Annotated in this window: 13 protein-coding genes and 3 pseudogenes; 6 read left to right on the top strand and 10 right to left on the bottom strand. The window is 39.1% G+C overall.

All coding sequences use genetic code 11. The features are described 5' to 3' along the window. Positions 1-169: 169 nt before the first annotated feature. Positions 170-853: pseudogene (locus LA360_RS15500) on the top strand (IS91 family transposase); the annotation flags it as partial. A gap of 218 nt (positions 854-1,071) precedes the next feature. Here the strand turns inward: LA360_RS15500 and LA360_RS15505 are convergent. The 10 genes from LA360_RS15505 to LA360_RS15550 all read right to left on the bottom strand — a co-directional run bounded on the left by LA360_RS15505 (position 1,072) and on the right by LA360_RS15550 (position 11,043). Then, positions 1,072-1,443 carry an HAD family hydrolase gene (locus LA360_RS15505; protein ID WP_112482221.1) on the bottom strand — a complete coding sequence of 124 codons (372 nt, stop codon included), beginning with the start codon at positions 1,441-1,443 and terminating at the stop codon, positions 1,072-1,074. Next, positions 1,440-2,087 carry an SIS domain-containing protein gene (locus LA360_RS15510; protein ID WP_225537559.1) on the bottom strand — a complete coding sequence of 216 codons (648 nt, stop codon included), beginning with the start codon at positions 2,085-2,087 and terminating at the stop codon, positions 1,440-1,442. The genes LA360_RS15505 and LA360_RS15510 overlap by 4 nt, the downstream gene beginning before the upstream one ends. Further along, positions 2,056-3,561: a nucleotidyltransferase family protein gene (locus LA360_RS15515; protein ID WP_225537560.1), complete on the bottom strand. Its 1,506-nt coding sequence runs from the start codon at positions 3,559-3,561 to the stop codon at positions 2,056-2,058. Before LA360_RS15515 ends, LA360_RS15510 begins: the two co-directional genes overlap by 32 nt. Continuing rightward, positions 3,561-4,535, bottom strand: coding sequence for a hypothetical protein (locus LA360_RS15520; protein ID WP_112482326.1), 975 nt, complete (start codon positions 4,533-4,535; stop codon positions 3,561-3,563). Before LA360_RS15520 ends, LA360_RS15515 begins: the two co-directional genes overlap by 1 nt. A gap of 16 nt (positions 4,536-4,551) precedes the next feature. Continuing rightward, positions 4,552-5,292 carry an ABC transporter ATP-binding protein gene (locus LA360_RS15525; RefSeq protein ID WP_112482324.1) on the bottom strand — a complete coding sequence of 247 codons (741 nt, stop codon included), beginning with the start codon at positions 5,290-5,292 and terminating at the stop codon, positions 4,552-4,554. A 13-nt stretch (positions 5,293-5,305) separates the two neighbouring features. After that, on the bottom strand, positions 5,306-6,094 hold the full coding sequence (locus LA360_RS15530; protein ID WP_225537561.1) for an ABC transporter permease: 789 nt from the start codon (positions 6,092-6,094) through the stop codon (positions 5,306-5,308). Positions 6,095-6,193: 99 nt separating this feature from the next. Further along, positions 6,194-7,315, bottom strand: a complete 1,122-nt coding sequence (locus LA360_RS15535; RefSeq protein WP_112482320.1) for an EpsG family protein — start codon at positions 7,313-7,315, stop codon at positions 6,194-6,196. Then, positions 7,312-8,439, bottom strand: a complete 1,128-nt coding sequence (locus LA360_RS15540) for a glycosyltransferase family 4 protein (RefSeq protein WP_225537562.1) — start codon at positions 8,437-8,439, stop codon at positions 7,312-7,314. The genes LA360_RS15535 and LA360_RS15540 overlap by 4 nt, the downstream gene beginning before the upstream one ends. A gap of 62 nt (positions 8,440-8,501) precedes the next feature. Continuing rightward, positions 8,502-9,653, bottom strand: a complete 1,152-nt coding sequence (locus tag LA360_RS15545; RefSeq protein ID WP_225537563.1) for a glycosyltransferase family protein — start codon at positions 9,651-9,653, stop codon at positions 8,502-8,504. Further along, entirely contained in the window at positions 9,637-11,043 is a 1,407-nt protein-coding gene (locus tag LA360_RS15550; RefSeq protein WP_225537564.1) for an exopolysaccharide biosynthesis polyprenyl glycosylphosphotransferase, read from the bottom strand. Before LA360_RS15550 ends, LA360_RS15545 begins: the two co-directional genes overlap by 17 nt. Positions 11,044-11,239: 196 nt before the next feature. Here LA360_RS15550 and LA360_RS31940 point away from each other — a divergent pair. The 5 genes and pseudogenes from LA360_RS31940 to LA360_RS15585 all read left to right on the top strand — a co-directional run. Next, a pseudogene (locus tag LA360_RS31940) lies at positions 11,240-12,423 on the top strand (hypothetical protein); the annotation flags it as partial. Positions 12,424-12,528: 105 nt separating this feature from the next. Beyond that, a complete protein-coding gene (locus LA360_RS15570) occupies positions 12,529-13,812 on the top strand; it encodes an IS630 family transposase (protein ID WP_112481746.1) in 1,284 nt (427 codons plus the stop codon). 124 nt (positions 13,813-13,936) lie between these two features. Continuing rightward, a complete protein-coding gene (locus LA360_RS15575) occupies positions 13,937-14,431 on the top strand; it encodes a helix-turn-helix domain-containing protein (RefSeq protein WP_112481748.1) in 495 nt (164 codons plus the stop codon). A 155-nt stretch (positions 14,432-14,586) separates the two neighbouring features. Next, positions 14,587-15,060, top strand: a complete 474-nt coding sequence (locus LA360_RS15580; protein ID WP_225537565.1) for a transposase — start codon at positions 14,587-14,589, stop codon at positions 15,058-15,060. 156 nt (positions 15,061-15,216) lie between these two features. Next, positions 15,217-15,834, top strand: a pseudogene (locus LA360_RS15585) (IS110 family RNA-guided transposase); the annotation flags it as partial. Positions 15,835-16,122 lie beyond the last annotated feature (288 nt).

Consider the following 16,122-nt stretch of genomic DNA (forward strand, 5'->3'; position numbering starts at 1 on the left):
ATCCCTTTTCGTTTCATCTTAGCACTTGTTTTGAATAAATTTGTGTCACTTTGCAACTAAAATAGTCAGAAACAATACCAGTATGTCATAGCTATCATGGAAATATTGCAACAGAGAACAGCGAATAATTACTTACTTGTCATTATGGATGTAATGTAAAGCTTTACATTATATGCACTGTATTGTCTCCGGCGGCGGCCTTACCCCTGACCATAAGATACGGAAGGCAAAAGACCGTTTTTTCATACCGGTAAAGGTACTCCGTGACAAGTTCAAAGGGAAATATCTTGCCTGCCTGGATTCGCTTTATAAAAACGGCAGACTGAACGTTTCCTCTTCCTGTGAAAAACTCCGCAATTCTTATGAATGGTCTGCGTTCCGCGATGCCCTTTATGAGAAGGACTGGTGTCCATACATAAAAGAAACCTTCAACGGGTTCGGCAATGCCATTGAATACCTTGGCAGGTATACTCATAAGATTGCCATTTCCTACAGCCGTATCTTGTCCGTTGATGAAAAGCAGGTCTCCTTCTCTGCCAGGGGGAAGAAGCCTGGCGGGCCGCGCAGGACAATTACTCTGGAAAACACGGAATTTATACGCCGCTACCTGATGCATGTGCTCCCATCCGGGTTCCAGAAGATCCGGTATTACGGGTTCCTGAATAACCGGGGCAAAAGCAAAAACCTGAAGCTGATCTTCACCCTCCAGGGGCACCAGCGTTTCCGGGCAAGGTACAGCAATCTTTCCATGGCTGAGCTTGTCAAGGAGGTATGGAAGTTCGATATCCGTGTCTGCCCGGAATGCGGATGCTGCCGGATGCAGAGTCTTGGAAGGTTGCATGGGACTTCCTGACAAAAGCTCCTTCTCACTGAATACATTTTTTAAAGGCCTCCGCGAGAAGGTCTGTTTCGCATGCCCTTTTATCAGCCGCTTTCGTAAATCTGCACGAAGACCGCCACTTAATATCAAAAATATCTTTCAGAACTTCAGCATTTTCGCCAGAATGAAAAGATACTTTCCCCATACACTGACCGGCTGACCCATCCGCGGATTGGTACAATTCCTTATATCTATAAAGCATTCAAGATATCTATTCTGATACCCACAGCTTCATCCCTTGCTTTATTTACAGACATCCCCATTTTCAATCCTGATGGTTTATTGTCATTAATTAAAATCCGCTCACCAACCGGCATATTATAAAGTATTAAATCATACCTCAAGCCATTTTCGTCAAGGAATTTCTCTGTCAGCAATTTATAATCTTCTTTCCTTGCTGTTAAAATAAGAACATAATCCTCATCTGGAATCTGCGCAAAAAAATCTCTAACCCCAGGCAGCAATCTATCTTTTCCATAAATCTTATAACCATTATGCTCCACAAGAGTCCCATCCAAATCTAAAATCCATGTATGCGGCAATGAAGATAAAGTCAGGTTCATAACATTTCCCCTCTCAACTTAGCGCCAATCCCACCACCTGGATGATTTACTTTGAAGTCATCTAATGTAACCCCTCTATTTTTACATATCTGCATTGCTAATCCCTGCAATAGTATCAGGTACACTGTGGTTGAATTATTGGGGACAATATCCCATTCATCACCCTCATTTTTAAGCTCCAATATAATGTGTTCTTTCAGAATTGATATTAATTTAGACTCCTTATTAAAACTTAACAGCCACGTTTCCGTTCCTCGTTCCTGAAGATAATGGGCAAGCATTATCGACTCTTCTGTATTTCCACTTTTAGAAAGCAGCAAGACAATATCATCTTTTTCCACCATTCCTAAATCTCCATGCACCGCTGTATTCGTATGCAAGAATCTGGCATCCATCCCCAGCGAGTTCATAGTTCCAACAAATTTCTCGCATATAGGCACATTTTTTCCCAATCCGCTCGCCACAATCTTGCCACCATTATTAATGCACTCACTGCAATGGTCTACTAAACGTCTAAATTGATTTTCATCCAAAGAATTTAGTGATTCTTTAACTGTTGCCATAATTTCATTAAAATAATTAATCATTTTTCCATTTTCTCCTTTAATAGATTCACAATACTTCTTCAAGTAAATACGTCCCATTATAGAACGCTCCACAAATGGAATCATAGTCCTCCCAAGCATATGTAGTTAAGGACAACCAGATAATTGCGTGTAAAAATTTAATTTTCATCGGATTGCAATCTTTAATTCTACTCAAAAAATAATCCCCTAAATCTTTCCAGCCATTGGTGCCAATATCTAAAATTATTTCGTTTTCTTTTATCAGAAGTTCAAAATGCTTATTATTAAATTGATCATAATCCCCATTGATAGAATAGTACACCTTGGCCCAGTCATAATATTCATCGCCGTATAATTCCTGAAAACCAAAGTATCCTCTGGGGTCCAAAAATATAATGTTTAAATCTGAATCTACCATAGTATTAGAGAATGTGCAGTCCCCATGAATCAATGCGAATTCATTTGTATCGCATAGTAGTTCTTTCACTTTCTTTCTGAAATTCTCTTTGTAAAAATACGGGTTTCTGCAGTTCCTGCCGTTAATACGGATATATCGTTGGTTTGCAAACGGAATAAGATCACGCACACTTTCCAATCGCTTGATTGTTTTATGATAATATGCCTCCATTATACTGAATAAATCTGCCGACGTCCGCTTTAAATCATGCAGTCTTTCAAGGGAAGATACCAGATTATCAATAACAACCTGCTTCTGCTCCAGTGTCAAATCTGTTTTAAAAATATTTTTTCCATCTATCTTTTCCATTGTCAACGGTTCAAACTCATAGAGCTTGGGAATTTGCTCAAATTTATACTTTTGCACTTCACGATACCAGTTCACTTCACGTACTGCCAACTTCCGCCCTTGCTCATCAATTGGTCTTTTTACAATTATATTACCCTTAATTTCCATGCTATTGAATGGACGGCAGCGATACTCATCGTTTTCTGTTTCCTGAAGAGCTATCATGGTCCCTACTTCCCTGGTACCATAAAGTCCAATTTCTTTAAATGTCCTTGCGTTTTCCCCCATCCATCGAACGAGTTCACCTTCTTGAGGGATACCTACCAATTGTTCTTTATCTTTGAACACAAACATGCCAGCCACACCATATTCATAAGAAGGCTGCTCTACAAACTTATCTTCTTTATACGACCATCTGCACTCAAAGTCCTTTGATATTCCTATGTAATTCTCTTCGCCCAATCCGTTAATATCCGTATCAGCCCCCAGAATCAAATCCGACCATATCAGCATAAACGGAAAACCATCCGGAATATATTTCAGTGCGTCGCCAATTCCGGCGCATGTCCCTGTCCCTTTTGCCTTTACTGTCACATACTTTACTTTGCAAAAGGACTCCAGGTATTCCTCCAGAACTTCATGCTTATAATCGCCTATAATAATGAATTTTTTCTGTGGGTATTTATTAAACAAATGAAATATTATTGGCAGATTATTAACTGGCACAATGCCCTTTGGCTTATTCTGCGTTAATCTTTTTAATCGTGTTCCTTTACCGCCTGCCTGAATTATTACATATTCTATCATTATATTCCTCTCCCTTGCTCCACGTAATTTACTATATATGTTAAATCATCATTTTCATTTTTTAGCCGATACTCTATGACATCCGCACTTACATCCTCTAATGCTGCCAATCTAAAAAAGTTCGTATAAAGATTGTCGGATGGATACAATGCAATAAGCTTACACTCTGCATAACACAGCAAATCCAGCAAACCGCTCCTCAGTCCTATTACATAACCACAATATTCTGCTACCATAGCTACATCACCTATATTGCAGAGTAAGGGCAGACTTCCTTCTGCTATTGGTTGATTAATATCTGTAATATTTGTCATGACCTGAAACCCTTTATTCAAAAAAAGTTGGGCAAGTCTATCAAAAAAAGAAAATGAAATTTGATTTGTTACCGATGCGTACGGCGCTAAAATGATGGTGCATCCTTTCTTTACCTTCATGTTTCCTAAAACTTCCGAAATATCAGCAACTTTATAAGTCGGAACATCAAATGCCACATTTTCTTTCAATCCCAATTCACCATACCTAATGCAATCTTTCAATGACAGCATAGGGAAACGCGCTGGATACAAAAAGAACTCATCAACAAATGCATTTTCCGGATTAATAATAGTAATATTTTTAATTTTTTTTAATACATGGATGCCAAAATTAGTTTTTCCTGAATCCAAAATCAGTCTTAATCCCTTTCCACGTATAATCATTACATAATCCAAAGTTTGTTTATAGCATTCTGTAAGAGGCTCCATTCCCTTAGTTGTAACGAATGTCATATGTTTAATGTTATTTTTTTCTTTGTACGCCTTAAGATACCCTAAAGATAATAATGTATCACCAATATGATTACATACAACCACATAATGTGTATACTTATTTCTAAAATTATATATGATATAAAAAATTGATATAGGAACTCTAATTAATGAAATATATAAATTGCGTATTATAACTACTATTGTTTTTTTTAATAGGTTAAGCATACACACTCCTTTAATGTCAAAAGCTCTCCATATACCTTTGACTTACTTCCATCACATCGCCACTCATTTTTACATTCCCCTTATCTATCCACAGTGCTTTCGTGCATAAATTTCTAACAGACTCAATTGAATGAGAAACATATAGTAATGTCGTTCCCTGATTAAGCATACTTTGCATACGTGTCTCACATTTCTGCTGGAAAGCATAGTCCCCTACAGCCAAAACTTCATCCACAATTAATATATCCGGTTGTACTACTGTCGCAATAGAAAATCCTAATCTAGCCGCCATCCCCGATGAATAATTCTTAATAGGCATATCCAAAAAATCTCTCAGCTCTGCAAAATCTACAATTTCATCAAATTTCTCTTTCATGAACCGTTCGCTATGTCCCAATACGGCCCCATTCAGAAATATATTTTCCCGGGCTGTGAGTTCACTGTCAAATCCTGCGCCCAACTCAATCAAAGGTGCAATGGTGCCCCTGATTGCCACATATCCTTTATAGGGTTTAAGTATTCCGCATATAAGCTTTAGGAGTGTTGACTTCCCAGAGCCATTTGTCCCGATAATACCCCACGCCTCTCCCCTTTTCACCTTTAAATCAACCTGTTTTAAAGCCAAAAACTCCTGGAACATAAGCTGTCCATTCATAAGCTTGATAAAGTATTCCTTTAAATTATCCAATCGCTCCGTTGACATGTTAAATCTAACAGTTGCATCCGTAACTTCTATTATATACTCATTATTTTCCATGTTATATCTCCAATTATATATACAATATAAATTTGTTCTGTGTTTTTAAGAATGACCAAGTGCCCAACAGCATCCAAAATAGCCCCACTGCAAAACCTATTAAAATCATTCTCCCTCCTGGCATTTGCCCATCCAATACAATCATACGAAATTGTTGAATATATCCATACATTGGATTAAACATAACTACAGATGTTCGCAGCCAATCCGGAAGCATAGTTACAGGATAGAAAATAGGAGTAAGATACATCCACGCCATGGTAAAGGCACTATAAAGATGTCGGATATCTCGGAAAAAAACAGTGCTCTGCGCTAAAAAAAGCCCCAACCCCAAGCTAAACAGGTATACCTGAAGTATAATCACTGGTATAAACAGCATAAAAATATTCCAGTTTACTCCGCAGACAATAAATACAACAAGCATGGCTCCCAATGAAAATATCATATTTACCAGTGAACTCGTAACACGAGCCATGGTAAATATATATTTTGGAACGTATGTCTTCTTTAGTAATGCTGCATTCTCAGTAATCGAACCCAGGGCCATATTTGTAGCCTCTATCATGAAATTAAATAAGGTCTGTCCCACAATTAAATATACAGGAAAATTCTGAATATCGCCTCTAAATATATTCGAAAAAACGGCAACCATAATAGCCATGGTCAAAAGTGGATTTAAAATACTCCACAGATATCCCAAAAAACTTCTCCTGTACTTCAGCTTTATATCTTTTTGGACCAACTGCTTTAACAAATGTCTGTAACAATAAAAACCGTTAAGACGAGCCATCATCTTACCCATTCTTTTTCCTCCAGCCAATTAAATCTAAATCAGTATAACATCTTACCATGTCTTTTGCAACCAAGCAGCTATGCGTAATACTATGAAAAACTGTACTTTTTATCCTATCATTCCAAATATTGTAGAAAATGGCACATACGCATCATAACTGCCCACATAAACCATCAACCTGGACAAAGCATAGATTCCATATACTCCAAATATAATCTTAGATTTCCAATTACCACTATTTTCTCTAAACAGATATTCAAATTGGTACAGACTCACCATACAGTACGGAGTTGCAAATCTTGCATAGACATTACTGGTAAATAAAGCTCCTATTGTAATTGCAAATCCAAATGAATACAGATTAAGACATCCCAGAAAATCCTCATCCCCTCGATATCTATTATAGAGGATAAACATAACCCCCACAATAAGAACCGAATTTGCCATCCTTTTTAGTATCATAAACAATATGCTATAATTTGCTCCATATGCACTATTTCCTTCATTAAGATATTCCCAAATACGGTACCCCAATTCTCCTCCCACCATCTGGCTTATCATTAAAAACAATGGCTTAATCATAAATGCTGCAAATACCGTAAATGTTACAAGCATCACCAGAATCCATCTTCTGCTTAACGAAATATGATAAATAGGATAGGCCAATATCCACGCCAGCGCTGCTTTGTGGAACATTATAGCAGCCAAAAGACAAACTAAAAAACCTGCCCCGTTTTTCTTTCTTATATATATAATACTGAAGAGACAGATTACTGAAGCTATGGTCTGACGCACTACAAATACTCCCCACAGCCCCATAGCCCATGTTCCAAACATAAACAATAAAATATACCTTTGTTCTTTATCACTTTCCATCTTCCAGATAAACAACGCAAATAATCCATTTACCAGAAGCCCCTGAACAAAAAGTAAAACAGTGAAGTTTCCTCCACTCACACGATTTATCAGAATCAAAAGAATGTTAAACAATGGCTCCGTATCAAACTTTTCAAATCCACCATGGAGCACCATCCCCCACTGCATATTATCATACATTCTTTTATAATTGAAGAAATCTCCCGGGCCTCCCCAACGTATGGCTGATATGCAGGTAATTAGAAGCACAATGCTAATAAGGAAATTTCTCTGCATTTTTCTGCTGGGCTTTCCAAATACTTCCCATCCAGACAATACTAGCAGAAAAAGAAAAACAAATACATAAACCATCATACGCCTATCTTCTCACTTTCATACAGTCGCATTAAAACCCGTTCACTTCTTTCCCATCCAAAATGTGTTTTAGCATATTCTTGCCCATTCCTACATAATTCACAGTATTCCTTCTCTCCCATGTTTATAATATCTATTATTGTCTGTACAAACTCTAATTCTGTTTTTGCCAGCAAAAGAATATTGCCTTCCTCATCAATTCCTTCTGCTCCTATATTCGTTGTCACAACCGGTGTTCCAAGAGCTAGGCTTCGCAAAACTTTCAGCTTAATTCCTGCACCTAATGTTAATGGAAATACAGCAATACCAGACATCAATACATACTCGTCCACATCTTCAACAAATCCAGTAATATAAACCGTGTCACTTTCTAACCGTCTTAACTCAGGTGGAGGATTATTTCCAACAATATAAATATTCACCAGATAACCTGCATTTTTTAGCTGTTCTCCTAAACGAATCAAGCTCATTGCCGCTGCAGCATTTTCCTCTCTTCCCATCTGTCCCAAAAAGCATAGCGTGTTTCGTTCTTTTTCCTGGTATTTCGGTTCTTCCATCATACCATCTTCAATTCCAAAATATGGGTTGAGCACATAAATCCCAGATAATCCATACTGTTTTTCCAAAAGCACTTTATCTTTGTGACTAAATGTCATAACTGCATCAGCACGGCGACAATAAATCTTCTCATAATGATATAGTCTGCGTATCTGATAAGAAAGATATCTTTTTTTCAATCCCTGCTCTTGCTTTGCCCTACGCTCATAAGATTGCGTTGTCACATCATGTTCTGTCATATAATAACGTAATCTTGGAAATAATCGACATATCCACTGATATTGTGCCATTGATGCATATTCACCATGAATAGCATCTATACGATAACGCCACACACACCAAACAAGCAGTGCTGAAAATCGAAATGAAGATCTTGCTGCAAAATATGCTGGAAACCATGGTTCAAATAAAACATGTAATGCTTTGCTCCATTTATACAATTTCACAAAATGATATCTTGCATCTTTTTTTAATTTGTTGGCAAGTACCTGATCAAAGTCCGACGCAATAAATGTTAAGACATACACCTCATTCCATGTTCTTAGCGTTTCTATTTGACGTCCCATGCAGACACCACCTGCGTGATTCGTTTCTAGAGAAGGAAGATATGGCGATATATGCAGTATATTCATTTTTCAATTCCTCTCTGTATTTCCAGTTGACTCCAGGCTTTTTCCATTTGAATATAAAAAGCAGGCACGGAAAATTTTTCTTCGTATACATGTCTTATATGAGCACGCATCTTGACAGTATCTTCAGCCAAGTGAATCATATTATTTATCTGCTCGTCATTCATTGATGGATAGCAGTTGAATCCGACTTTCTCCTCTTCCACTAAGCGCCAGGTATCGCCTAATATGTTATTAAGAATTGGTAGCCCATATGCAAAGTATTCAACTGACTTCATAGTCAATCCCACACACACCTCAGGTTTCATAATATTCAATCCATAATGACATTGTTGAATAATACTACCCTTAACATCCCCATCGTAAATTACTCCCTCATCAATTACCTCAATTCCCGCTTTCTCCAGTGCTCTAATAAATTGCGTTTTATTTTCACCTTTTCCAATTATATGGCATATTACCTTCTTTTTCCTATTTAAGCGCTCCATAATACTTACAATTGTTTCTATATCGATAATATGATTAACTGTACCCAAATAACAGATATGAATAAGGTCTAAATCTGGTACTTTCATCCACTTTGGCTTTTTTATATCCTTAGGCCAATATACAGTTTGAGGAGTATATCCTAAGTTTTTCTTAAGCATTTCAGAAAACACACCACATTCTGTTACTACCAAATCTGCCTTTTTTAAATTATTGTCTCTCATTTTTCTCCAAACAGAAAAAGGCCAGAATGCCTTTCCCAATCGGAAAGGCAGAGACTCCGGCCACATATCTAAAATATCATAAATCAGAATTCCTTCACACTTTTTTTTGACTTCAGAGGTAAACTTCGCTAAAGAATTGGCTGGGAGCAACACATAAAGCACCTCTGGCTCTTCGTCGATGGCTATTTGAGATACTCGTTTTGCATAATCGTACAAAGAATACACTCGTTTTAAAGAAAGATTCTTTTGATATGCCAGCATAGGAATATATCTGTGATTCTTCTTTTTGTAATATCTTTTTTGCTTCAAATGATGATCAAATTCCGGTTCAAATACCAGGATATTATACCCTTTTGAAGAAAGAAACTCCTCGATAGCATTTACCCTGCTTTCATAAGTGGACGAACTCGTAATTATAACCGCCTTATTTTTTCGTACCATTCTTTGCTTCCTCTATATCCAGTGTTGCACACTGCTCCTCTGTAAAGCCTTCTGTACTGTCCTTCATAAAGAGGATCTTGACTGTAAGAAATATTATCTCCATGTCCATCAGCCATGAATAATTCTGAATATACATCAAATCAAGCTTCAGCTTATCATATGGAGTCGTGTTATATTTACCATGTACCTGAGCATATCCGGTCAGCCCGCTTTTCACCTTCAAACGATATTTAAACTCTGGTATATCCCGAACATAAGCATCTGTGAGTTTGACACTTTCCGCTCTTGGACCTATCAGACTCATTTCTCCTTTTAAGATATTAAAAAACTGGGGCATTTCATCAATCCGCAACTGACGTATGACCTTCCCCACCGGGGTGACCCTCGGGTCATCCTCCATAGTTGGAACATACTTAATAGAATCCGAATTAATCTTCATACTGCGAAATTTGTAAATCATAAACTTCTGTTCGCCTTTAGTATATCGCTCCTGCAAAAAGAGTACCGGTCCTCTGTCATAAAGTTTTATAGCTAAAGCCGTTACAATCATAATAGGAGAAAACACAAAAAGCAACGCTAATGTAAGTACAATGTCTACAGCCCGTTTAAAGAATCGTTGTTCAAAGGTGAACCCATTATTACGAGATAATAATAAAGGACTGTCAATAAGATGGGAATCCTCTGCACTTCTGATAATAATATCCGACAATTTAGGAGTAACATAAACACGTATTGATTGAGAATAACAAAATTTCAGTATTGTATTTCGTATTTCTGATGGGAGGTCACACAAAATAACTGCTTCCGATTGCTTGGCGCAATTTACAACCACATCGACCCCCTCTCTATAATCTATCTTTTTAGTAATAATAAAACGATCATTCCTTGTATTCGCCTTACCCACAAACCCATCAACAGTCCGTTCCCCATATACTAAAAGCGCTTTTCTTGCAGGGTATAGAAATCTATACAACCGTGTAAATATAATCCCCCAAGGTACAATTACCAGCAATTGTAATACCGTCATATATACCAAGGGAACAATCGATGTGAAGTGCTTTATCAATAAAGTAATCTGAAGATAAATCAATGCATTGGCAGATATTGTTGTCAAAAATTGAGAATAAATAATATTAAAAGTCTTTAAATAACCTATCTTAAGTCCACCATACATTTTACTGAAAATAAGGAGAATCAAACAATAGACAGCTACAATCATCCAATTTCCAGTTCTATTATATGGAATCTCCATTTCAATATTATAATGCCTTAGCCATACTGTCCAATATATTGCCATCTCACATACTACAAGTGTAATTATAGAAGTAAAACGCACAATACGTTTATACTGCTCAAAATTCTTCATCGGATAAACACCTTCTAAATCCATCCTTCTTCATTCATACGCCGGTTTTTAACTATTTTCTTCTCCTAAATCCTCAATACATTATATCATTCCCTTTATATTTTAGCAACTTACGTACTTATAAAAAAGCTGGAAATTGTTTAATCTTTTATTAATGTTTGTTTTAATACTTTTTGTTCTCTTTTATTGTCCTTAAGTTTTAACTTGTAACAATTTTCCATATAATGCTATTGCACCTGTATTTACAGATGACGAAGATCAGACCCATTGGTTCTACTTCAAATCTAATGGTAAAAAAGTAAAATCTGATGGTGCTGAAGAGCTTAAGGAAAAGACTATCAATGGTAAGAAGTACGGCTATGACCAGTATGGCGCAATGGTAGCTGAATGGTCTGCTGATGTTAAGAGAGCTTCTGATAACCATGTTGATATTGTAGCCAGCAAGAGTGATTCTGCAAATAAGAAGTCTGTTTCTGCTAAGTACGCTCAGCAGTGGAGATATTTTAATGATGTAGAAAATGGCGCTAAGGTAAGCAAGGGTTGATTCAAGGTTGTATCTGCTGAGTATCTGAATGACGAAAAAATATAATGATGAGGATGATGCTTGGTACTATGCAGAAGGCAACGGCGATATTTATGCTGGTGAGTTCAAGACCATCAAAGGCAAGAAATATGCATTTAGGAATGATGGACGAATGATTAATGGACTTAAGTTTATCGCTGATAACGGATCTGGTCTATCTGTAATCGCAGATGATGATGACTATCCATTTGATACAGAAGATGGATTCAATGATAATGCTCCATATTGGGAAGCTAAGGGCTATAAGTGCTATTACTTCGGCGATGGCGATGATGGCGCTATGAGAACTAATAAGACTACTATTACCATTGATGGCGATAACTTTAACTTCTTATTCGAAAAATCTGGTAGCAAGAAGGGCGCTGGTAAGACTGGTGAGGATGATAAGAAACTGTATCAGTCCGGTATGCTTCTTAGAGCGGGTAAAGACGAGAAATATCAGGTAGTAAAGGCTCTTGACAAAGACAAAGATACCAATGATGATGGAAAAAGCCTTGAGGGTTATAAAAAACTTGAGGATGTTTAAGGAATTCGTGAAATACTTTAAGAATGCTGATGGCAGCGAGGGTCTGAACACTGTTGATCCACACTCTGTATCCTCTTTATCTAGCCTTGGAATCAGTAAAAAGGCGGATGATATTGATGAGTTATATGTGATTCCTGCTACTGATAAAGATGGCAAAGCTACGAAAAACACGTATTCTCTCGTTAATACTGCTGGTAAAGTTATAAAGAGCAAATCAAAGAATAAGGACGGAAATGATTACTACTATTCTGTTGATAGTAATGGTCTTATTATGGCAGTTTACACAGAGAAATAATAGTTATCTGTAATAGTAAAAAGCTAGTATGACTCTATTTTAATAAGTTTACATTATTATCCTGAAATGGTATAATACTTATAGACCATTTCAGGAGGTAAAATGATGCCAAAGAGTGCTACGCCTATTTTTCTTTCCAATGATGATAAGTCATATTTAAAGTCCATTCTACAGAAGGGGACTGTTGAAGCCAGAGTCCACAGGAGAGCCAAAATCCTCTTATTAAAATCAGATGGCATGGCAGATGAAGCCATTGCTGGCAAACTCGATATTTCGAGACCGACGGTAAAGCTCTGCCTGAAAAAATATATGGAATCAGGCGTAAAAGCTGCCATGGAAGACAGTAAAGGCCGTGGCCGCAGGATTGAAATTACCGATGATGCAAAGGCATGGGTAATCAATATTGCCTGCCAAAAGCCTTCCGCATTCGGCCTCCCGGCAGAGTTATGGTATCCATTGAGCCTTACCCGCTACATCAATTCCGTTGCTGAACAGGAAGGATATCCCCGTATGGCGACAGCATCTGAGTTTTCTATCCGGAAGATACTTAGGAAAGCAATGCTTAATCCCCATAAGGTCACCTATTATTGTGAAAAACGGGATCCTGACTTTGAAAAGAAGATGCATGATGTGCTGGTCATTTACAAACAGGTTGAACTCCGCTTTGATGAAAATGGAAGTTTGATTCCGTTTGCCGGTGATGAAGAGCCGGTACATACATTATCCTATGATGAAAAGCCCGGGATCCAAGCGATTGCCACCACAACCGGGGACAGGCCCCCGGCTGCCAGTACGGAAAAAATGTCCACCGTACAGCGTGATTATGAGTATAAACGTCTGGGGACGCTCTCCCTATTGGCAGCGATTGACCTGTTGACCGGGGAAGCTATCCCACTGGTAAGCAATACTCATAAAAGCAGCGATTTTGTAACATTCCTTAAAATATTGGATGAGAAATACCCAAAAGGGGACAAAATACGGCTTATACTGGATAACCACTCCGCCCATACATCCAGGGAGACACAGGAATATCTGAATACAGTTCCTGGAAGGTTTGAATTTGTGTTCACACCCACACATGGCTCCTGGCTGAATATGGTGGAAGGCTTTTTCAGCAAAATGACCCGCCAGATGTTGTCCGGGATTCGTGTAGGCTCGAAAGAGGAACTAAAGGAACGGATTTTGAAATACTTTGAAGAAATCAATGAGGTTCCCGTCCCCTACAAATGGAAATACCGCTTGGACACGATTGATCTTTCGGAAGAGGATGTGGGCACAATCGTCTATGAAGTTGTAAATGCGAAAGCAGCAAGTCCTGAAAACCAAGGGAAACGTGCGCCCAAAGCACGGACACGTAAGCCAAGAAATCAGATTACTACCAATGCTTAAATTGTAAGCTTATTTAAATCGAGTTATACTAGTACAGCATTGCCAAAATAATAATGAATAGACGCTGCTTTTTTATTGTAGTCGGTGCATAATAATTCTATCACTAAAGAATGGATGTGTTATTATGCGAAGGAAAACAATTGATACTATCCCGGTTTTATCTGATGCCATGAAAAACATATTATCTGCTTTTTCAAAAAGCCGCTCCCTTCCGTCAGGACTGGTCAAAAGAGCCAGCATTGTCCTGCCTGCGTCACAGGGGGAACTCAACCAGAATATTGCGCCACAGGCCGGGCTTCATTATAATAATGCTGCCGCCTGGCGCAGTCGGTTCCTCGCGGCGCTCCCAGCCTTGCGGAGGATTGAAATGGACGACCCGGAAAAGCTTGAAGATGAGATACGGGCAGTCCTGTCCGATAAAAAACTCCCCGGTGCCACGTCTGTTTTTACGCCGGACCAGATCATGCGGATCATCGGCCTTGCCTGCAGCAGCCCAAATGATTTTGGGTACGAAGTAAGCCAGTGGAGCCTCCCGCTGTTAGCGGCAGAAATTAAAAAGCAGGGGATCGCTGAACAGATTTCTGAGAAATCTGTCAGCCGTTTTTTAAAAGTGAGGTAGATTTATATCCCCACAGAATCCGTTACTGGCTTCATTCTTCGGAAAAGACGGAAGCCCCGGAATCTTTTGCGCGGAAAGTAAACGAAATCTGCGGCCTGTACCAGAGCGCCCAGGAACAAAGCCGGGAAGGTGCACACATTGTTTCCACGGATGAAATGACTGGGGTACAAGCGCTGGAACATAAATATACTGACAAGCTCATCGGGTTCTTTGATGTTGCAACGGGCCGTATGGAAATGCCGTATTTAAACTCCACACGCACAGAAGAGGATTTTGTGGAAGCCGTGAAAGCATTGGCAGGGACAGACCCGCAAGCCCCATGGACATTTATATGCGATGGCCTAAACACCCATAAGTCGGAAGCCCTTGTCCGCTATGTGGCAGAAGCCTGTGCCCCTGGCGTGGAACTGGGCAAAAAAGGGAAAACAGGGATCCTTAAAAGTATGGAAAGCCAAGCGGATTTCCTGCATGACCCTTCCCACCGGATCCGCTTTGTCTATACTCCGAAACACAGTTCCTGGATGAACCAGATTGAGATATGGTTTGGCATCATTAACCGGAAGCTGCTGAAGCGGAAAAGCTGCCTGTCACATAGAAGAACTGGAAGCAAGCATCCTGCGCTTTATTGAACAATACAATCTTACAGCACACCCATTTAAGTGGACATATGCCGGGATACCATTAGTAATTTTATCACTGATATTTAAGCAATGCTGTACTAGGTTGCGTATCCACCTTTTGGAAATGGATGCCTGCCGGAAAGGATAAACTTACATGAAATACCAAGGAAACTGCATAATGACATATTTGATTCCAAAAAGGCCGCGAAGGTCGGGCTTGATGTTTCCCTCAAGACATCCATCATCCCGGAGGACGCGATCGTTGACCTGCGTAACCTTGTCAGGGATTACTATTATATCAAGGACCTGCAGTCCTCCATCGTGCTGAAGCTGAATGCGGAACTCAAGGTGTCCTTCCCCGCATATCTGGGCGTCTTCAGCAAGATTACCACCCAGACATCCCTGAAGCTTCTGGAGGATTACCCTCTCGCTTCCGATATGCTCAATGCGCCAAAGGAGGAGCTTGTGAAAATCATCCGCACCACCGCACTCTTTGGCGAAAAGTATGCCATGGCAAAGTACAACGCCCTGTGCAGCGCCGCAAGGGATGCGGCGGTCTTTGGCCGCGCCCTGCCCAGCAATGCCGTCAGGATAAGGCTTTACATAGACAGCTACAGGGAATACCAGAAACACCTTGACACCATTCTGGAAACCCTCCACGAATCTGTGGGCAAGCTGCTGGGGACGGCGGTTTATAACCGCATCCGCCTCCTCCAGCCACTGCGCGGGGCAGGTTTCCTGAGCGCCGTTGTCCTGATTGCGGAGATGGGCTCCTTTGACCTTTTGTTAAGGGGCTTTTTTCACATCCCCTTTATTAAGCATACCCTTTTTTAGGGAACGGCTTCCAACAAATTTTTTTTCATAATTTTCAAATCACCCCTTGACATTTCTTAGCTGGACTTTAAAGTATCACCAGCTTTGGAAAAATATTTATATTTTTTGGTTTTATTACACACACGACTTTACAACTTTTTAAGAAAAAAATATCGTACAGGACACTTTGGTGTATAATTAGTTTGCCAACAAAATATACAAAGGAAAGTGACCCTGTACGACAAACTCATTATACAA

Origin of the sequence: Enterocloster clostridioformis, assembly GCF_020297485.1 — a bacterium.
Taxonomy (GTDB): domain Bacteria; phylum Bacillota; class Clostridia; order Lachnospirales; family Lachnospiraceae; genus Enterocloster; species Enterocloster clostridioformis.